Source organism: Bombilactobacillus sp. ESL1094 (genome assembly GCF_058107425.1).
The window spans coordinates 1,349,966-1,369,614 of the sequence record NZ_JBYLUM010000001.1; the positions used below are offsets into that span (position 1 = coordinate 1,349,966).

The 19,649-nt window shown below is 35.4% G+C and carries 14 protein-coding genes; 5 read left to right on the plus strand and 9 right to left on the minus strand.

Features of this window, described 5'->3' with window-relative positions:
• Positions 1–2: 2 nt before the first annotated feature.
• Together AC3B5S_RS06385 and AC3B5S_RS06390 are read right to left on the minus strand one after the other, a co-directional pair.
• Positions 3–1,646, minus strand: a complete 1,644-nt coding sequence (locus AC3B5S_RS06385; protein ID WP_489790217.1) for an acetolactate synthase large subunit — start codon at positions 1,644–1,646, stop codon at positions 3–5.
• A 26-nt stretch (positions 1,647–1,672) separates the two neighbouring features.
• Positions 1,673–2,596, minus strand: a complete 924-nt coding sequence (locus AC3B5S_RS06390) for an AEC family transporter (protein ID WP_489790218.1) — start codon at positions 2,594–2,596, stop codon at positions 1,673–1,675.
• A 291-nt stretch (positions 2,597–2,887) separates the two neighbouring features.
• On the opposite strand from AC3B5S_RS06390, the gene AC3B5S_RS06395 reads away from it, so the two are divergent.
• The gene (locus tag AC3B5S_RS06395) at positions 2,888–3,337 is read left to right on the plus strand and encodes a MarR family winged helix-turn-helix transcriptional regulator (RefSeq protein ID WP_489790219.1); all 450 of its coding nucleotides are present in this window, start codon (positions 2,888–2,890) and stop codon (positions 3,335–3,337) included.
• A 204-nt stretch (positions 3,338–3,541) separates the two neighbouring features.
• Here the strand turns inward: AC3B5S_RS06395 and kduI are convergent, their stop codons facing one another.
• From kduI to AC3B5S_RS06410, 3 genes are all read right to left on the minus strand, one after another.
• Positions 3,542–4,387: a 5-dehydro-4-deoxy-D-glucuronate isomerase gene (gene kduI / locus AC3B5S_RS06400; protein ID WP_489790220.1), complete on the minus strand. Its 846-nt coding sequence runs from the start codon at positions 4,385–4,387 to the stop codon at positions 3,542–3,544.
• 125 nt (positions 4,388–4,512) lie between these two features.
• On the minus strand, positions 4,513–5,589 hold the full coding sequence (uxuA, locus tag AC3B5S_RS06405) for a mannonate dehydratase (RefSeq protein WP_489758227.1): 1,077 nt from the start codon (positions 5,587–5,589) through the stop codon (positions 4,513–4,515).
• A gap of 38 nt (positions 5,590–5,627) precedes the next feature.
• Positions 5,628–7,259 carry a mannitol dehydrogenase family protein gene (locus tag AC3B5S_RS06410; RefSeq protein WP_489790221.1) on the minus strand — a complete coding sequence of 544 codons (1,632 nt, stop codon included), beginning with the start codon at positions 7,257–7,259 and terminating at the stop codon, positions 5,628–5,630.
• 445 nt (positions 7,260–7,704) lie between these two features.
• On the opposite strand from AC3B5S_RS06410, the gene AC3B5S_RS06415 reads away from it, so the two are divergent.
• From AC3B5S_RS06415 to AC3B5S_RS06430, 4 genes are all read left to right on the plus strand, one after another.
• Positions 7,705–8,373 carry a GntR family transcriptional regulator gene (locus AC3B5S_RS06415; protein ID WP_489769593.1) on the plus strand — a complete coding sequence of 223 codons (669 nt, stop codon included), beginning with the start codon at positions 7,705–7,707 and terminating at the stop codon, positions 8,371–8,373.
• Positions 8,374–8,699: 326 nt separating this feature from the next.
• Positions 8,700–10,112 carry a glucuronate isomerase gene (gene uxaC / locus AC3B5S_RS06420; protein WP_489790222.1) on the plus strand — a complete coding sequence of 471 codons (1,413 nt, stop codon included), beginning with the start codon at positions 8,700–8,702 and terminating at the stop codon, positions 10,110–10,112.
• Positions 10,113–10,412: 300 nt separating this feature from the next.
• Positions 10,413–11,903 (plus strand): MFS transporter, encoded by a 1,491-nt coding sequence (locus tag AC3B5S_RS06425; protein ID WP_489758231.1) that lies wholly within the window; start codon positions 10,413–10,415, stop codon positions 11,901–11,903.
• Between the two features lie 39 nt (positions 11,904–11,942).
• Complete coding sequence (locus AC3B5S_RS06430; RefSeq protein WP_489790223.1) at positions 11,943–15,077, plus strand: alpha-mannosidase; 3,135 nt, start codon at positions 11,943–11,945, stop codon at positions 15,075–15,077.
• A 226-nt stretch (positions 15,078–15,303) separates the two neighbouring features.
• Here AC3B5S_RS06430 and AC3B5S_RS06435 read toward each other — a convergent pair whose 3' ends face one another.
• The 4 genes from AC3B5S_RS06435 to AC3B5S_RS06450 form a co-directional block, all read right to left on the minus strand.
• Complete coding sequence (locus AC3B5S_RS06435) at positions 15,304–16,329, minus strand: sugar kinase (protein WP_489790224.1); 1,026 nt, start codon at positions 16,327–16,329, stop codon at positions 15,304–15,306.
• 2 nt (positions 16,330–16,331) lie between these two features.
• Positions 16,332–16,985, minus strand: coding sequence for a bifunctional 4-hydroxy-2-oxoglutarate aldolase/2-dehydro-3-deoxy-phosphogluconate aldolase (locus AC3B5S_RS06440; protein ID WP_489790225.1), 654 nt, complete (start codon positions 16,983–16,985; stop codon positions 16,332–16,334).
• A gap of 227 nt (positions 16,986–17,212) precedes the next feature.
• Positions 17,213–18,073 carry a DUF8462 domain-containing protein gene (locus tag AC3B5S_RS06445; RefSeq protein WP_489790226.1) on the minus strand — a complete coding sequence of 287 codons (861 nt, stop codon included), beginning with the start codon at positions 18,071–18,073 and terminating at the stop codon, positions 17,213–17,215.
• A gap of 443 nt (positions 18,074–18,516) precedes the next feature.
• Positions 18,517–19,518, minus strand: coding sequence for a choloylglycine hydrolase family protein (locus tag AC3B5S_RS06450; RefSeq protein ID WP_489790227.1), 1,002 nt, complete (start codon positions 19,516–19,518; stop codon positions 18,517–18,519).
• Between the last annotated feature and the right edge of the window lie 131 nt (positions 19,519–19,649).

Consider the following 19,649-nt stretch of genomic DNA (forward strand, 5'->3'; position numbering starts at 1 on the left):
TATTAAAGAGAAATCGTAACTTGACCAAGTTTGTCAATTAACTTCATATTTTCGGAGTAATCAACGGGACAAACAATAACATTGACTTGTTGATTATTTAAGCTAGCTTGCAAGGTTTGTACTAAATCTTGCCGGCTTTGGACTAGATGAGCATTAGCACCAAATGATTGAGCGTAGCTAATCAAATCGGGATTTTTAAAATCAACCTCTGAGTGATGACCTAATTCCATATCCATCTTCCATTTGATTAGGCCGTAAGATTGATCAACCCAGACTAAGTTGGTCATTGGGACTTGATAACGTACGGCAGTTTCGAGTTCTTGCGAGTTCATCAAAAAGCTACCGTCGCCCATAACCGCCAAAATATTTTGGTCAGGACAAGCAAGTTTGGCACCAACAGCCCCTGGTAAAGTCCAAGACATTGTCGATAAACCATTATCAATTAACACGGAGTTTGGCGTGTAACTTTGATAGAGACGGGCCATCCACATTTTGACAGCACCAGTATCTACTAACACAATGCCTTGGTCATCGACGGCTTCACGAGTAGCAGTGACAATTTGTTGGGGAGTGAGGGGAACTTGACTTTCTTGTTGACCAAAAGTTAATTCAGCTTGCACAGCTTCTTTGATCGTAGTTTTTAAGGCAGGTACTTGAAAGTCAGTGAGTTCAGCCTGTAATAACGGAACAGTAGCTTTTAAATTACCGATTAAATTTTGACTAACGGTATAATGCGCATCGGTATCTTCTTGAAAATCATTTAAATGAATAATCTGTTTGTCACCCTGTGGATTAATCCGGCTAGGATCAAATTCTGATAGTTCATAACCAATCGTAATGATAACGTCGGCTTGATCGTAAGCAAAGTTTTCATAGTCGTGGCGCATGAAACCAATGACACCGAGAGCTGATGGTAAACGATCATCAATGGCTCCTTTTCCCATAAAAGTGGTGGCTGCTGGTAAATTAGTTTGTTTGATGAAATCATTGACGACTTGACTAGCGTGATCGCGAATGACCCCCATGCCAATTAAGGCAATCGGATGTTGGGCTGTTTTGATAATAGCAGCAGCAGCCTTTAAATCAGCTGTTTGTGGGATAGTTTGATTAGCGGGAGTGGAAGCAGCTAGGGGAATATTAGGCACGGCCTTTTGCGGTTCAATATCCTGGGGAATGCCCACATAAACGGGACCAGGACGACCATTGACAGCTTGATTAAAGGCTTTGTTGATGATTTCTGGAGCAGCCTGGGCTTCATAGATGTTTTCGGACCACTTAGTCACTGGCTGAAACATAGTTCTTAAGTCAATCACTTGGTGTGATTCTTTATAAATTCGATTCAAACCACCTTGGGCAGTGATCGCAATCAGTGGTGTCGAGTTGGTCTGGGCATCAGCAACACCTAAAAGTAAGTTAATTGCGCCCGGTCCTAAGGTTGCGGTAGCAACGCCTGGTTGCCCTGTTAAGCGGCCGTAGACGTCAGCCATAAATGAAGCACCTTGTTCATGGCGAACCAAAATAAATTGAATTTTATCTGAATCATGGATAGCATCGACGATGCGAATATTTTCTTCACCCGGGATACCAAAAACATATTTGACGCCCCGATCTTCTAAAACTTGAACGATTTGTTGTGCAATATTCATTGGAATAAACTCCTTTATTGATTAAATTAAATGCCTAAAAATACGATAATAAAACCTAAGGTGATGACTGATAAAACGGTACTTAAGAACAGTGTTGAAGCCATCTCGCGCTCGGCTAAGTGATATTGGTTAGCAAAGATTGTACAAATAGCAGCGGTGGGGATGCCCAGGGAAACTAGAGATTCTTTTAATGTCTGCGGTGCTACTTGGCACCACTTCATGAGTAGATACATAATTGCGGGGATAATCACGATTTTAGTTAACGTGTTGCCCCAAACCGGTAATGATAGTTTAGGCTTTTTCTCAAAGAGCACAATTCCTGAAGAAAAGAGTGCTAAACCACCAGTAGCTTGACCTAAGACAGAGAAGCAACGTTCCCAATCAGGAGAAATAGTGAGGCCACACATGACTAAGATAAACGCCAAAATTGGGGCCCAGACCACTGGTTTTTTAAAGGCATTTTTTAAGTTAGTGCCTAAGCTGATCTTTTGATTAGAATCACTGGAAAGTAAAATCACGGTTAACGGCACTTGAATAATGTTCATGACTAAACCACCAATTGAAACTAAAAGGGCGCTTTTGTCTGGAAATAAAGCTCCCAAAACAGTGGGACCCACGAAGGGAATTGCCGGTCCAGTAATAGCTAAAGTTCTCAGTGCTGCAAGTGAGAGGCTATTTTTAAACAAGTAGCGTAATACTAATAGGACAATTACATAACCGCCAACCATTCCGATAAAAATCCATAATGCAACTTGCACATTTTGCAATAAAATGTGGCCATTAGTGGCTACAATGCCGCCAAATAGGCTGAGCGGCAAAGTATAACTCATGACTAATTTGTTAATTTCAGTCGCACTATTACCGTTAAAATCTTGGCGAAAGCCGGCATAATAGCCCAGCATTAAAGTGACAACTACAGGTAATAAGGCGCTAATTAAAGTAGAAATCACTAAGGTCATCTCCTTTTGTTTGTAAAAGTTAAGTAGTGAACGTTCACAATGCAACAATAGTTCTTTGTGAAAAAATTGTCAATCACTTTTTGCAAAAAATATTTAATTTAATTAGTGAAATAGTATTCAAAAAAATTGCCAATTACTTGTAACAAAAGTGGTTAGCTAAATTCACATTTGGCCGTAATTTTTTCTTTAAAAAATTTCAAATTAAGTGAGTCATTTCAAAAATCTGTCAATAAATCGTGAAAAATCTGGTAAACTAAATTTAAAGGTAGGTAATTAAAAAAGATGACTGATAAATTTTATCCGGGAGATTTCGCACAATATTTTTCTGTGATTCACCGGGCATTTTTACGAGATACACATGCGGCCTATCAACAATTACATTTGAATGCCACGAGTGCTTATATTTTAGTTTTGTTATGTAAAACCGGCTCCCAAAGTCAAAATGATATTGCCAAAACATTATTGATTAGTAAGGGCCAAATTACCCGGGAAATACAACGTCTAAAAGCGCTGGAATATGTAACACAAGAAGTTTCCGATCAAAACCATACGCGAAATATTATTTCGATAACTAAAGCAGGACAGCAGGTTTTGTCGCAGGTGCAAGTGATTCGAAATGATTGGTGGCAGCAACAAATTACTCAAAACCAAATTACGGAACAATCGCTGTTTGAACCCACCTTGAAGCAAATTACCCAAAAATTAATTGCACGTTCACAAAAAGAAAAGTAATTAAAAAAGTCAACTTCAAAAGCTTGCCATAATTGGTAAACGTTGGAAGTTGGCTTTTTTTGATTTAAAGATAGTTAAAATAAATTTCCTATGATCCAGAATTAATGAAAAAAGTTATTGCTAATTTGTGTAAAGATTCAGATGCTAATTGTTTACAATTGTATTATTGCAATACTTTCTTACAAAACGTTTTATATTGCTCAATTAACGTAAATCATGCATTTTAATTTGATCCATATCATCATACGTTTGATTTTCGCCACACATAGCCCAAATAAATGAATAGTTTTCAGTTCCAACACCGCAGTGAATGGAGTAGCTAGGATTAACAACAGCTTGTTCGGATTCTAACCAAATATGTTTTGTATTAGCAGGTGTCCCCATGATATGCATAACACGTGTATCTTTTGAGGCAAATTCGCAATAAAAGTAGGTTTCCATACGCCGAGCGTGAGTATGAGCAGGCATTGTGTTCCAAGAGCTTCCAGATTCAAGAACTGTGTAGCCCATTTGTAGCTGGCAAGTCTTCATTTGCGATGCATCAATATATTTATGAATAATCCGCTTGTTCATATGTTGTTGATCACCTTTAGGCAAAGCAAGAGAATCTGCATAAGGCAGCTTTTTATTGGGATAAGCATGATGGGCTGGGGTAGAAACTACGTAAAACTTAGCAGGATTATTTGGATTACCTGACGCAAAGATAATTTGCTTAGTGCCCATTCCAATGTAATAACCATCATGAGGGGCAATATTTTCCTGTTGACCATCAATGGTGATTGAACCGCTACCACCAATATTAATAAAGCCCAGTTCACGGCGTTGCAAAAAATATTGAACGCCCAATTCTTTGCTTAGAACGATTTCTAAAGGTTTATTGGTAGGATAAACGCCACCAAAAATCATTCGGTCATTGTAAGTGTAAGTTAGATGAATCTCTCCGGGAACAAAAATTTTTTCGGTTAAAAATTCCGTTCGCATTTGTTCGGTATTGTAATGGTCTATATCTTGTGGACTATGTGCATATTGAATTTTCAGGTCTGGTATCATAATATTTTCTCCTTAATAATTTTTATAAAATTAATGATTTTGAGTTTTGGGTTCTGAAAATAGCAAAAAGTGGTGAATAGTAATCCTTAAGAATTGTCTATCCACCACTTTTAGTAATCAGTAAATTATTTGTGATCTTTGTTAATTGCTTCCCATAAGCCATTGAGATAGGTAATCCCCAAAGCACGATCATATAATCCATATCCAGGGCGTCCTTGTTCACCCCAAATATCGCGACCATGATCCGGTCTGATATAACCATCAAATCCCGTATCGTACAAAGCTTTCATAATTTGATACATGTCTAGAGAACCTTCAGAAGACAGGTGCGGTGATTCATGAAAATCACCGTTGTTCCCCATAAATTTAATATTACGTGCATGAACGAAAGGCACACGATCTTTGGGAACAAATTCTCTAATAATGGCAGGAACATCATTGTTAGGATTCTCACCTAAACTGCCTGTACAAATAGTAAAGCCGTTATATTTTGATTCATATAGCTGTTCAATGGTTAACATATCGTCCCGGTTTTTAAAGATCCGCGGTAGTCCAAATAATGGGCGGGGGGGATCATCTGGATGCATGGCCATGCGAACATCATATTGTTCACAAACAGGAATGATAGCATCTAAGAAATATTTCAAATTGTCAGTTAACTTTTGCGTGTCCACATCTTTATATAATTCAAAGAGATGCTTAACTTCCGCTAAACGCTCAGGTTCCCAGCCGGGTAAGATATAACCGTTGGAGTCTTTTTGCACAGCAGCTGCAATTTCATCGGGACTACCTTCGACGTATTTTTGCTCAAAAGCTAAAGCATGAGAGCCATCTTTTAATTGATAATGAAGGTTAGTTCTTACCCAATCGAAGATGGGCATAAAGTTATAACAAATAACTTTGATACCATAGTAAGATAAATTTTTAATGGTTTCTTTGTAGTTCTCAATATACTTATCTCTAGTTGGTAAACCAATCTTGATATCATCGTGAATATTAACCGATTCTATCACTTCTAATTTTAACCCAGCAGCTTCGACTTCGTCTTTGAGATTTTTGATTTTGTCTTTTGGCCAAACTTCACCTACGGGCACATCATATAACGCTCCAACTACTTGAGTTGTTCCGGGTATCTGACGAATATCTTGTAACTTAATTGAATCATCATCAGAACCAAACCAGCGAAAACCCATATTTTTCATTTATATCAAACATCCTTTGTCATATTATATTTTACAAATTAATAACTTTTATTAGTGACTGTTTCATGCAACGTTTTTCTAATTGCTCCTTGGGAACTAATCATTTCTGTAAAGTAATTTTCAACTTTATCGCCCAAGCCAATTTCGTATAAATTGTTACCAAAAATACTCTGATTCTCTAAAATTGGTTTTAAAGCTTGATGAACATCATTATTTTGGCTACCTAATTGAATTTTAACTAAATAGTGTTTTAAAGTTTCCAATAATGGATCACGACTTTGTTCGAAAGCTTTGCCTTGGTCATCAAGTCCCATTAAATAACGACACCAACCAGCTATGATGAACGGGATAAATTCCAAATCCCGCGGATCACGATCAGGGTTATCAATGTACCGTTGTAATGTCACGCCATAACGAATTGGAATTTTTTGGGAGGTATCACTGGCAATTCGTTGTGGAGTATCTGGAATATTTTTATTTGGTAAACGCTTATTAATTAATTCATCGATGAATTGTTTGGGATTGATAATTTTGGGATCTGGAACGACTGGTAAGTCCTCACCATAACCTAAATTTTTAATTAAGGCTTTTAAATCAGCATCAGCTAATTCACTAGAAATGGAATTAAAACCTAGTAAGCAACCAAAAATTGCTAGTGCAGTATGCAGTGGATTCAAACAGGCCGTAACTTTCATTTGATCAGCATCATTTACCGTTTCACGATCCGTTAAAATTACACCCGCTTGCTCCAGAGGAGGACGACCATTAGGAAAATTATCTTCAATCACAAGATAATGGGTTTCTTCAGTATTCACAAAAGGAGCAATATTAGTGTGTTTGGGTGTGTGGATGATGTTGGTATCTTCAAAACCCTCTGCTTTTAATTGTGCTGCTACCTTTTCGGATGGATTAGGAGTAATTCGATCAATCATCGTCCATGGAAAAGACACTTTCTGTGGATTTTTTAAATAGTCAATAAAACCGGAATCCACAAATTTGTTATTCAACCAGCCGTTGGCAATTCTTAAAATTTCGGTTTCTAATTTTAGACCATTTTGTGAGAAATTATCGGTACTAACCATGGCTATCGGTAGTTGGCCGGCTTGATAACGAGCCAGTAGTAAATGAGCCACAGCGCCCATATTAGTAGTGGGATTACTTGGACCATTTTGAATATCTAATTTGGCCTCTGGTGTTAATTCACCATTAATATCGGTTAAAGAATAGCCTTTTTCTGTAATAGAAAAGGTCGCTAATTGTAGAGATGGTTTGGTGAAAATATCAGTTAATTGTTCCCAGCCACTTTGATTATTTTGATTAAAATACAATGCTTTGGCGACACTGGCAAGAACTTCTTGTTCTAAACTTTCATCAGCTTTCATGGTAACGCTCAAAATCCGATTATGATATTTGTCGTAAACTTGGTCAATTACATTTTCATCATAAGTTTCTGCCACAATAATACCACTATTAAGTTGATCTTGATTTAATAAATCTTGGGCAATTTTAGCATGAAAGCACCGAAAAAGATTACCACCACCAAAATGCACCCAAGTTGGCTTGGCTAAAGTGTTATGGGTAATGGTTTGAGAATCATAATTTGGTGTTTTGATATTTTTTTCAATAAATAAATGTTTGTCTGTGAGATAATCATCTAATAATTTAACCATATTAATCACTCCTTTAATAATAGTAAAAAATTGCTTTTGGTATACTAATATATCACTTACTTTTGCTACTAATGTATTCGTTTTATGTATTGTTGTCAAGCCATATGAAAGTCGATTATCAAGTTATCTGGTAACGAAATTTCACATCAATGTTTATTTTTATCATAATTCTTGTCAAAAATAACTTATGATTATTGTGGTTTCATATATAATTATAATAAATTTTTTGTAGGATTCATTTAAGCATTAAACGGTATGTGATCAAACCTCAATTTGAAAATTTAACGTAACTTTTTATCTACAGTGAGATTAAAATGATGTTAAGATTATTATCGATAGTGAAGTATTTACTTATTAAGTAATGAGTCGGTTTAGATATTAATGCTTATTTTGAGATACTAATTAAATTTAAGCTTGTTTTATTTTTAGAATAGGAGTTAAAGAATTGATAGCAATTCAAACGATGAAAGATCAAGTGTATAACATTATTTTGCATAGAATTATCAATTTATATTACATTCCTGGTCAAAAAATCTCGGAAAAAGATTTAAGCAAGGAGTTAAAAGTTGGTAGAACCCCCATTCGAGAATCTATCTTGCAATTAAGACAAGAAGGCTTGGTTAATGCGGTTCCACAATCGGGTACGTACATTTCAAAAATAAATTTGAAAATGGCTAAAGATGCTCGTTTTATGAGAGAAAGTGTGGAAGTTAAGGTTATTAGTGAAGCTGTGAAAGTTTTGAAAGATTCGGATTTTACTTTGCTAAAACAAAACATTGAGCGGCAGACATTGGCTGAAAAAGAAAATAATAAATTAGAAAAATTTTTTAACGAAGATGAAGCTTTTCATCATTATTTTTATACCATTACTTCTCATGAACAATTGTGGATATGGTTACAACTGATTAACATGAATTTAAATCGATTTAGATTTTTACGTTTAAAAAATAAAGACTTATCTTGGGATTCATTAATTAATGAGCATTTAGATTTAGTTAATGCATTAGCGGCTAAAGATGAATCTAAGTCGGTCAAATTGGTTTCTTTGCACTTGCATAGAATGTTAGATGAAGAGCCCAAATTACTCAAAGCTTTTCCGGAATATTTTGAATAGCGGAAAAGATATTGATTAGGTGAATAATTTTAAAAAACTGTTTTTATTAATTCTATTGGATTATTAAAAACAGTTTTTTTATGCTTTGAAAGATCACTTTGTTTAGTAAATCGGTCTAGAAAGTGATGTTAAAAAACAACTCATAATCGAAATACCATCTTCTGAAATTGTATAAATAAAGAAATGATTAGCCCTAAGCAAATTACTTGACTATTGACAGATTGATTTTTGTAAGATATTATGAAACCGTTTTAAAGATATACTAATATATTACTGCTTGAAATTGGTAAACTTTCTGACGTTTGATTTTTGAAGGAGGATTAACAATGGTTTTATTGAATAAAGATTTTTTGTTAACAAATGATTTTGGAAAAAAATTATTTCATAATTATGCCGCTAAAATGCCGATTATTGATTTTCATTGTCATTTAGATCCTAAAGAAATTTACGAAAATAAAAATTATCCTAATCTAACTAGAATTTGGATCAATGATGGTTCAGCCGGAGACCATTATAAATGGCGTTTAATGAGAGCCAATGGTGTGCCAGAAGAATTAATTACCGGTGATGGTGATGATTATCAGAAAATGTTGGCTTGGGCTAAAACTATTGAAAAGGCAATTGGTAATCCATTGTATGAGTGGACTCACTTGGAATTACAAAGATTTTTTGGAATAAAAGCTCCTTTAACCAGTAAAAATGTTCAAGAAGTTTGGGATAAAGCCAACCAAATGTTAGCAACTGCTGATTTTAAGCCGCGCAATTTGATTAAAAACTCGAATGTCAAAGTAGTATGCACGACTGATGACCCTGCGTCTGACCTCCATTATCATGAATTGTTAGCAAAAGAAGAAAAAAGCAATGGTTTTAAAGTTTTGCCAGCAATGAGACCAGATAAAGCCTTTGATATTCAAAGTAGCTCTTATAAAGATTATCTTCAAAGTTTAGGAACTGCAGCTAACGTGACGATTAATGATTTTGCTAGTTTAGTTACAGCTTTAGAACAGCGGTTTGAATACTTTTCTAATCATGGCGGAAAATTATCAGATCATGGTCTAAATACCTTCCATTTTGTGAAAGTTAGTGCAGAAGAATTAGATCAGATTGTTGCTAAGGGACTTACAAACCAACAATTATCAGCTACTGAGGTTGATGCTTATACTACAGGCTTAGTGGAAGCTTTAATGCGCTTAAATAAAAAATTTAATTGGACGATGCAATTTCATATTAATGCGGTGCGTAATGCTAATAAACCAATGTTTCAAAAGGTTGGCCCGGATGCTGGCTTTGATTCTATGGGAACTCAACCCGATATTGTTGGACAAATGATGAACTTATTGAGCGATATGCAGAATGAAGATAATATTCCTAAAACAATTTTATATTCTTTAAATCCGAACGATTGGATGCAGTTAGCAACCGGTATGGGCGATTTCTATGAAGGCAATGTGCAGAAGATGCAATTAGGTTGTGGCTGGTGGTTTAACGATACACGTGAAGGAATGATTAACCAACTCAATACGATGGCACAGCAAAGTTTATTAGCCAATTTTGTTGGAATGTTGACGGATTCACGGAGCTTTTTGTCATATCCACGACATGAATATTTCCGTAGAGTTTTGTGCAATTTAATTGGTGAATGGGTAGAACGCGGCCAAGTTCCAGAAGATTACGATTATTTGGGGAAAATTGTCGAAGATATTTCTTATAACAACGCTAAGACGTATTTTGATTTTTAACAATCTAATCATTAGCTATTGAATTTTAAGTAAAATTTGTGTTTTGAAAATTAAGTTGAATGGTCAAACTGCTAAAGCTTGGGTTCAGATTTTAGCGACTAGTAGTTGAGATTTTTTTAGTTTAACTTTTGTTTTTAGATGAGATCAAGATTTAAAAAAGATTGTCGTTAACAATTAATTGTAATCGCTTTTTTGTGTTTTGAACGAAAAGTACTCTAAATATTTAGGAAGGAAACTAAATTAAATATGAAACTTTCTGAGAAAATTTCAAAAAGAATTTACACTCCACGAAAGATTAATATGTGGACATCTTTAGGGTTTGGAATTAATGATTTTGTCGGTGGTGGTGGAATGACCATCATGGGCGCGTGGTTACTGTATTTCTTTACCACTTTTTGTGGGTTAACTGCGACGCAAGGTGGTATAATCATGGCCACTGCTCGGGTGCTCGATGCCATCTTAAGTTTATTCGCTGGTGCTTTGACCGATAATTTTTATAAAACTAAGTTGGGTAAAAAATATGGTCGTCGTCATTTTTGGTTAATCTTTGGTGCACCATTTCTATTTATTTTTGCCATCATTTGGATTCCTAAAATGAACTTTTGGTATTACATGTGTATTTACTGTGCTTATGATTTATTATCTAGTTTTTTGTTAATACCATGGGAAACTTTACCTACAGAAATGACTAAAGATTACAATGAAAGAACTAAATTGTCATCTACAAGAATGTTCATTTCTGCTGGTGGAACTTTTTTGGCTACATTTATTCCGGGACAATTATTCAAGATTTTGGGTCAAGATTCTCCAAGTCCCTTCTTTATTAATGGTTTAATTTTTGCAATTATTTTTGTGATTGGAATGTTTATTTCAAGCTTTTCTACTTGGGAAAAACCAGTTAGTGAAGTGGAAGCGGAAGCCAAGGCTGCTAAGCTTAATTCTGATAATACTAATGAAGGTAATAGCATTAAGAAAATGCTTAAGGAAACCTTTGGTGGTTATGTTGATGCCTTAAGAATCAAAGCTTTTCGGCAACACTTATGTATCTATCTATTTTCATTCACAGGTAAAGATGTTTACAATACAGTCTTTACGTACTTTGTTGTTTTCTGTTTAGGTGCTACAGCAACATTATCTGCTAATTTGTTATCGCTTTCGATCGTTGGTGTTTTAATTCCATTAATTGCGGGACCGGTTATGATTAAGTATGGTCCACGAGTACTTTATAGCTTTTCTTATATTACTATGATAGTGATGCTTGGAGGCTATTACTTCTTGTTCAAATCTAATATTAAAATTGTAGGAGTGATGGTAATTGTCATCTATATAATGTCCTTTATTTATCAGGCAGCACGGGCTACATTGGAGTTTACACCGTGGAATGTTTTCCCATTTGTTCCGGATTTAGATGAAATGGTTACAACTGAAAGTCACTCAGGCGCTTTTGCTTCACTAATGAATTTTGCTAGAAAATCAACTGTTGCATTGTCAACAGTGGTCGTAGGAATGATTTTAGATCACAACGGCTTTGTTAAGAACAACTTACACCAAACTATGCAAGCACAAAATACGATTGCTAATATTCTTTTGTTTGGTGCTGGTGGGTTATTGTTAATTGCGTTAATTATTTCTTGGACGTTTCATTTAAATAAAGATACCCATAAGATCATTACGGACGAAATTGAACGTTTGCGTAATGGCGGTTCCAAGGATGATGCTACAGAATTAACCAAAAAAACTGTTAAAGATTTGACTGGTGTTTCCTATGAAAATGCATGGAAGAAAAGATAATTTTTAATTGGCTTTTGGGCAATTGTTGAGGAGATAATTATGATTTTTACTGTTGAAAAAATACAAAAAATTGCTGATGATTTGGGAGAATATCGCTATAAAAATAGAAAGCATATTTCTGGTTGGAAATGTTTGAATGCTTCTCCTCAAGTAGGAAATGAGATCCCTGATGACAATCAAAATTGGAAGGAAATTGTTTTAGGCCATATTTGGAGTGGAATTGATCAATATTTTTGGATTAAGTCTCAAGTAGAAATTCCAAATAGTTCTGATGACCAGGTTTTGTTATTTGATTTAGGCTTGTTGGGAAATTTAAAGCATACTGGCATTGAAGCACAACTTTATATCAACGGTGAGATGTATCAAGGAATTGACGCTCATCATAAAGAAATTTTTTTAGATCAACAATATAAGGGTACTGTGATTCAGTTAGCTTTAAAGTTATGGACGGGCTTGCCAGGGAGAAAAGGCGATTCTTTAGATCCAATGTTGCACATTTTTAAAATGGCCGATTTAGTTTCTTTGGATAAGCAAGTAGATAATCTGTATTTCTTAGCTAAAAATGGTATAGAGACTGTTCAACTATTAAATGATGATGATCCCCGCAGACAAAAATTGTTGAATTCTTTGGACTTTTCCTTAAAAAAGCTAGATTGGTCCAATCCAGGTTCTGATGAATTTTATAATAGCTGCTATCAAGCTCAAGAAACATTAGAACAGCAATTACAATCTCAAAAAGAAGATAAAGAAAATTATACGGTCAACGGCATTGGACACACGCATATTGATTTAGCTTGGTTGTGGCGTGTTAAAAATACTAAAGAAAAAGGTGCTCGTTCTTTCAGTACAGTGCTTAAATTAATGGACAAATATCCAGAATATACATTCTTAGCATCAACGCCACAACTATATGATTATATTAAACAGGATTATCCTCAGTTATATGCTCAGATTAAGTCAAAAGTTGCAGAAGGACGTTGGGAACCTGAGGGTGCAATGTGGGTGGAAGCCGATTGTAATATTTCTTCGGGAGAGTCTTTAGTTCGTCAAATTCTCTATGGAACTAGATTTTTTAAGAAAGAATTCGGTAAAACATCACATACTCTCTGGCTGCCAGATGTTTTTGGTTATTCTTGGGCTTTGCCACAAATCTTAAAAAAATCCGGGATTACGACTTTCATGACAACTAAATTGAGTTGGAACGAATTTAATCGGATGCCCCACGACACCTTTTTGTGGAAGGGGTTAGATGGAACTAAGATTTTAACGCATTTCATTACTACTCCGGATCCTAATGATAGTAAAGGTCCATTTTATTACACTTATAATGGAACGATGACTCCTGAAACGGTTAAGGGAATTTATAAGAGTTACCAAGATAAAGATGTTAATTCTTCGTTGTTGTTGGCTTACGGCTATGGTGATGGCGGTGGTGGTACAACCCGGGATATGATAGAAAATATTCGGGCCATGAATCAATTGCCAGGTTTACCGAAAATTACAACTAATGCCACTGGCAAATATTTTAAAGAATTGCACCATAATATTGATAATGCGCTACAAAATGGTCAATATGTTCATACTTGGGATGGAGAATTATATTTTGAATATCATCGGGCAACATATACTGGCCATGCAGCTAATAAAAAAAATAACCGTAAAATAGAAATTCTCTTGCGTAAATTAGAATTATTAGAAGTTATTATGATGTTGAATAATGATAGTTGGCAATATCCATCTGAAATTCTTGAACAGTCTTGGAAATTACTTCTAAAGAATCAATTTCATGATATTATTCCAGGATCAGCAATCCATTCGGTTTATGAAGATAGTCAAAAAGATTATCAACAAATTTATGATAACTTGTCATTGTTATTGAAGGATATTTCTGGTAAATATCAAACTCATCCAAATGAATATTCTATTTTTAACTCTACAGCTTGGAGTATGAACGATCTTGTCACAATTTCTGAACCTAATAGCGGTTTGTTTTACGATGAATCAGGTCAGCAATTAGTTAGTCAAAGAGTTGGTGACAGTTATTTGGTGGCGACACCAAATATCAGTCCGTTTAGTAGTCAAAAAATTAAATTTGTTAATCAGTCAAAGGAAACTTCCGTTCAGCAGTATGATGAAGCTCAAGTTAAAGATAATGTCTTGAAAAATAAATTTTATCAAATCGCATGGAATGCTGATGGTCAATTATTAGAAATATTTGACATTCAAAATAATCGCCAAGTTTTGGCTCCCCATGAATTAGGAAATGTTTTAGAAATTTTTGAAGATCGACCGCGCGAGTATGATGCTTGGAATTTGGATATTTCATATAAAGAAAAAAAGCAGGAATTAAAAGCTAACAAAATAGAAATTATTTCCCAAGGACAATTATGTACGATTGTAAGATTTTATTATCACTTTAATCAATCTAGTTTGAAACAAGATATGATTGTTTACAATAATCAACAGCGGATTGATTTTAAGGCGCATGTTGATTGGCATGAACGGCAAAGAATTTTAAAAGCATCATTTTATACCAATGTTAGATCGACGGAAGCCACTTATCAGATTCAGTACGGTAATGTTAAGCGGCCAACTAATTGGAATAATAGTTGGAATATGGCAAAGTTTGAAACTGTTGGTCATCAATGGGCTGATTTGTCGGAATACGGCTATGGTATTGCCTTAATGAATGAAAGCAAGTATGGTTATGATATTTTTGACAATAAGATGAGCATTTCACTGTTAACTGGAAGTGTTAGCCCAGATAAAACAGCAGATATTGGGGCACATGATTTCACATATAGTTTATTGCCACATCGAGGAAGTTTTGTAGATGGCAATGTCGAAAAAGAAGCTTGGCTATTAAACGATCCATTAACTGTTTTCCAGGGCACCGATTTGAATAAGGATTCTTTAATTAATATTTCTAATTCAAATACTGTGTTTGTTGATGCTGTGAAGAAAGCTGAAGATAGTGATGATGTAATTGTTCGACTACACGAGTACGCTGGTGGTTCGGAGCAAATTTCTTTAATGCCACACTTTAAAGTCAGTTCAATTAGCGAAACTAACTTAATGGAAGAAAAGGAAGCTTCACTTTCAATGGCTGCTGATGATACGGTTAAGTTAAGCTTTAAGCCTTATGAAATTAAAACTTTGCTGTTGAAACGATAAAGCTTGACTTCAAGTATCAAAATGTTTGGACAAAATGAAGACGTTCGTATTGAATACGAACGTCTTTTTTAGTGCAATAGATTGGCATTTGAACTGACGTTAGTAGAGGTAACATTGAAGAAAAGAAAAAACTAACTGGATCAATTTACTGATCTAGTTAGTGAATGAATCGTTCTTACTAATTGATAACAATTTTATTTAAGTGAGTGAAGTTGCTATTCCCAAATTATCTAACGACCCGCATGCCATCTTGTTTGTTCATAACGGACATGATTTCCGAATCTGTGACTAAGTTTAAGTCGCCACTAATAGTGAGTTTTAAAACACTAGCAGCGAGTGCATAGTTTAATAATTTTTGAGTATTAAAATCATGTATCAACCCATGAATTAAACCAGCGGCAAACGCATCGCCACTAGCCACGCCTTCCCAGACATGCATGTGATAACTAGGAGTCTCTAACACCCCATTTTGATTGACTAAAAGAGCCATCCATTGAGAATCTTCGACAGAATGAACGTTTCTTAAAATGCTAGCCACAGTTTGACAGTTAGGATATTTTTTCATAATTTGCTGCATACCGTGAATAAAATCAGCTTTTTGATCAATACCATGAGCCATATTACCATCAAAAGCCTTAATGCCTAGAGCGGCCTCAAAGTCTTCATCATTAGCTAAACAAATGTTTACATAAGGCATTAATTGATTCATCGCTGTTTGCGCAGCTTCTTTACTCCACATCTTAGCGCGATAATTCAAATCGCAAATGACGGTAATGTGATTTTTTTGACAAAAATCTAAAGCAACAAGTAAAGTTTGGTATATTTCTGACGAAACTGCTGCTGTGATACCAGAAAAATAAAAGTAGTCAGCATCTTTTAAAATATCTGGCCAATGATATTCGTTAGCCTGAGAAGTGGCAAAAGAACTATTTTTACGATCATAAACAACACTAGTATTGCGAATACTGGCACCTTTTTCAAAGAAATATATTCCTAAACGCGGGCCACCTACCATAATATTAGTCGTGTCTACACCATAGCGGCGTAAGGTTCCCAAGGCTGCCTGCCCGAGGGCATTATTCGGAACTTTGGTAACAAATTGTGAGTGATCACCTAAAAGAGCTAAAGATGTAGCAACATTGGCTTCAGCTCCACCATATAATCCAGAAAATTGATCAGTTTGAATAATTCTTTGGTTTTCAGCCGGTTTGAGCCTGAGCATTATTTCGCCAAAGGTGACTATCTTTTGCATTGTTAATCACATTCTCCTTGAATACGCAAGATTTCTTGATGATAAGCTTCAGCCCGCTTTTTTACGGAAGCAAAATCTTGTTGACGAGCAGCACCAGTTAAATCACTACCAGTTCCAACTATCACGGCGCCTGCTTTAAACCAACTACTCATGTTGTCTAAGTTGACACCACCGGTAGGCATGATATTGACATAAGGTAAGGGAGCTTTAACGGCTTTGACAAAATCCCAGCTAACAGTACTTCCGGGAAAGACTTTAACGACTTCGGCACCATAACGCATGGCAGTTTGAATTTCGGTAATTGTCATACAGCCCGGCATGTAGGGGATTTGATATTCGTTACATAATAGAGCGGTTTCTTTGTCAAAGGCAGGACTAACTATAAATCTGGCACCTGACATGATAGCAATCCGAGCTGTAATAGCATCTAAAACAGTTCCTGCGCCAATAATGACATCCTTATCAAGAGAATACTTTTTATTTAATTCAGCAATAATTTGATCAGCTGCAGGAGCTGTAAAGGTTAATTCAATTGCTTTGACACCACCATCAATACAGGCTTCCGCGGTCTTATAAGCTTCATCTTTGGAATCACCTCGAACTACGGCAACAATTTTTGCAGTTTTTAATGCTAATACAGTCTCAGTTTTTTGCATAATGTCCTCCTTGAAATATTAATATATTACTTTTACCACAATTATGGTAAACCTTTACTTCGTTAGTTTCAAGTGTTTTGAAGACTATCAATTAATGACTAGTTATGGTCAGAACTAAAAAACTCCTTCAAAATAATTTTCTTCAATCGAAATGTCTTTGAAAGAGATTTATTGATTTGAGACGGTCAATTTAAACGTGATTTGCTATTGTAATTAACCTTAAGGTGTTAAAGCAAACGACTATTATTATAACTGCGAATAAAATCTTTAAAATAAGGTAATAAAAAAGTGACCTTGCCGCGCTCAGGGATTGTGATTAATTGCGAATCTTTTAATCGCGCACGATAAACAGAGAGGTAATTCTTGGGCTTGCCCAATGTGGTTTGAACAAAGCTAATCGGTACAATTTTTTGTGTATAACTAGCCATAGCTTGTAAAAATTTTTGATCAGTGGGAGACAATTCAGTGTAGAGCTTTTCATAAGAATTACGGTAGAGGTCTTGTTTAGTTGCAGAGATAGTTTGTTCAATTACTGTTTGGTTAATAACGTCTTTACTGAAGCGCCAAGCATAATAACCAACTGTTTGAAACGCGTAAGGATATCCGCCAGCACTTTTTGCTAGCAATTCTAAGTCTAGTGGGTCAATTAATTTATTTCCCTGTTGAAAAGTCGTCTGGTATTTATTGATCACGTCATCTTGCGCTAATTGGCTGAGGTAAATGCGATTACTTCTCAATAAAAAAGTTAGGACTTGATCATTTTGTAATTCGGATAAGCGATTAGGTAGTCCGGTCATTAATAAAGCTAAGTTATATTCTTCGCCAATCAGCATTTGGTACATGGAAGCAAATGCGCGAACATCGGAACTAACTTCCATTTCATCAATTTCGATTAAGACAAAAATGTTCCTTTTCTTAAGAGAACTCAGCATTTGTTCTAAAATTTCTTTATAGTCAATTACTGGCGTTGAGCTGTTACTTTTAAATGTAATACCAAACATACTAAAATTTAATTCTGCAGAAAAATGTTTCAAAACTTGTTTCCAATTAATACCCTCAATTTTTTGTAAACCCAGAATTAATTGCATTATTAAATTATCCTGGCTGAGAGTTAACCTGAGACAATACCAGTTTTTTAGTAACTTTAAATTTTGTTCAACATTAAGTAAAAACACAGTTTTGCCTGATCCGCGAACACCATAGACCAAGGAAGTTTGGTATTTGCCATCTTGACTAGTTAGTCCAGCCAAATAATCATGTAGGATGCTTTCTTGGTTTAAAAGGATTGTGGGTAAACGGCCAAAACTAGGAACAAATGGATTTTGGGATATTTGGGTATTACTCAAGCTTAAAACATCCAATTTTATACTTTCTTTATACTTCTGATTTATATTTTATACTTCTTTTATACTTACGAAAAGAATAGTATTAAGATAAAAGTTATTTAACTTGGATGTACATTTTGTCCTATTAAAAATTAGCCAAAAAAATAACCTGCAGCCATCTTAGCCACAGGTTATTTGGTTTGACGTTAATTTAGATAAGCGATATCTTCATCATCTTGAACTTTGAAAGTCTGATAATCAGTTTCTTGCAACAATTCTGGTGTTAAACGAACGCAATTAATGCGTTGATTGCCATAAGTGGAGTAGTAGTAACTGCGTGATTCTGCACAGATGTAAGCACTGTAACAAGTGTAATCGAAAGTATCATCAGTGGTTACCACAATTCCGCGCGGAATGCTGACAGGTTCTAACATATGATGAGCGAGGCTGACACCGGCAGCTTCATCAGCAGCTTGTTCGACATTTTGCTTCATAAAAGCAGTCCGGACAAAGCGACTGACAGGTGTGTAGTCACCAGGTAAACCAAAAGTACCAGAACCTTGACTAAATGGCTTGAGAGTTTTGCCTAAGAAGTTCACATCTTCATGTTGCTTAGGCGTGACAGATAAGTAATTACGTAAGTTAGTTTCATGCCAGTGGTAATCAGGACTATTAGTCATGACACCAATTGAATTATCAATCAAATGCACGCCGTCAGCTTGAGGTTCGACGATTAAACTAGCTCCGGTCGTATCGGAGAAGATATAGTGCAGTGGTGACACAACTTTCAAAGTTGGATTGGCATCATTTAAAATGGTAATTTGTTCTTGGAATAATTGTTTGATATCAGCTAAGTTAGCAGCTTGTGACAAAATAACAGAAATCACTTTGTCAGGGGAAACGCCCCAAGTACTAGCAGCAGCTTCGTCGTGATAGCTACAATAACCAGGAAAATAAAGGGTGCCACCCATCACGCCTTGATCATTAACACCATCAAAGGTAATTGGTGCTTGATTCTCTAAAGTCCCCATACCTAAGAAGGCATGCTTACTAGTAACCTGTTGGTCACTGCTGTAAGCCGAAGCAAACGTTTTGTTCTGCGGAACGAAGACGACTTCTTGAGCCATCTCCATCATAAAGTCCATGGTGCGCGAAAAGAAGTGTTTCTTATCTTTAGTTTCCATGGTAAAACTACTACAACCGATCATGTTATCACTCCATATTCAATTAGTTGGTAAGCATTATAAGCGTGTCAAAGCGGGAATGCAATCGTTCTGGAGAAAATTATTTGAAGTGATGAAGGTTAATAATTTTGATGTTTGAAATTAATCAACTATTC

What these genes read in the sequence shown, in the direction of transcription:
- AC3B5S_RS06385 (WP_489790217.1), bottom strand. Translation starts at nt 1,646, where the DNA reads ATGAATATTGCACAACAAATCGTTCAAGTTTTAGAAGATCGGGGCGTC.
- AC3B5S_RS06395 (WP_489790219.1), top strand. Translation starts at nt 2,888, where the DNA reads ATGACTGATAAATTTTATCCGGGAGATTTCGCACAATATTTTTCTGTG.
- kduI (WP_489790220.1), bottom strand. Translation starts at nt 4,387, where the DNA reads ATGATACCAGACCTGAAAATTCAATATGCACATAGTCCACAAGATATA.
- uxuA (WP_489758227.1), bottom strand. Translation starts at nt 5,589, where the DNA reads ATGAAAAATATGGGTTTTCGCTGGTTTGGTTCTGATGATGATTCAATT.
- AC3B5S_RS06410 (WP_489790221.1), bottom strand. Translation starts at nt 7,259, where the DNA reads ATGGTTAAATTATTAGATGATTATCTCACAGACAAACATTTATTTATT.
- uxaC (WP_489790222.1), top strand. Translation starts at nt 8,700, where the DNA reads ATGGTTTTATTGAATAAAGATTTTTTGTTAACAAATGATTTTGGAAAA.
- AC3B5S_RS06425 (WP_489758231.1), top strand. Translation starts at nt 10,413, where the DNA reads ATGTGGACATCTTTAGGGTTTGGAATTAATGATTTTGTCGGTGGTGGT.
- AC3B5S_RS06430 (WP_489790223.1), top strand. Translation starts at nt 11,943, where the DNA reads ATGATTTTTACTGTTGAAAAAATACAAAAAATTGCTGATGATTTGGGA.
- AC3B5S_RS06435 (WP_489790224.1), bottom strand. Translation starts at nt 16,329, where the DNA reads ATGCAAAAGATAGTCACCTTTGGCGAAATAATGCTCAGGCTCAAACCG.
- AC3B5S_RS06440 (WP_489790225.1), bottom strand. Translation starts at nt 16,985, where the DNA reads ATGCAAAAAACTGAGACTGTATTAGCATTAAAAACTGCAAAAATTGTT.
- AC3B5S_RS06445 (WP_489790226.1), bottom strand. Translation starts at nt 18,073, where the DNA reads ATGCAATTAATTCTGGGTTTACAAAAAATTGAGGGTATTAATTGGAAA.
- AC3B5S_RS06450 (WP_489790227.1), bottom strand. Translation starts at nt 19,518, where the DNA reads ATGATCGGTTGTAGTAGTTTTACCATGGAAACTAAAGATAAGAAACAC.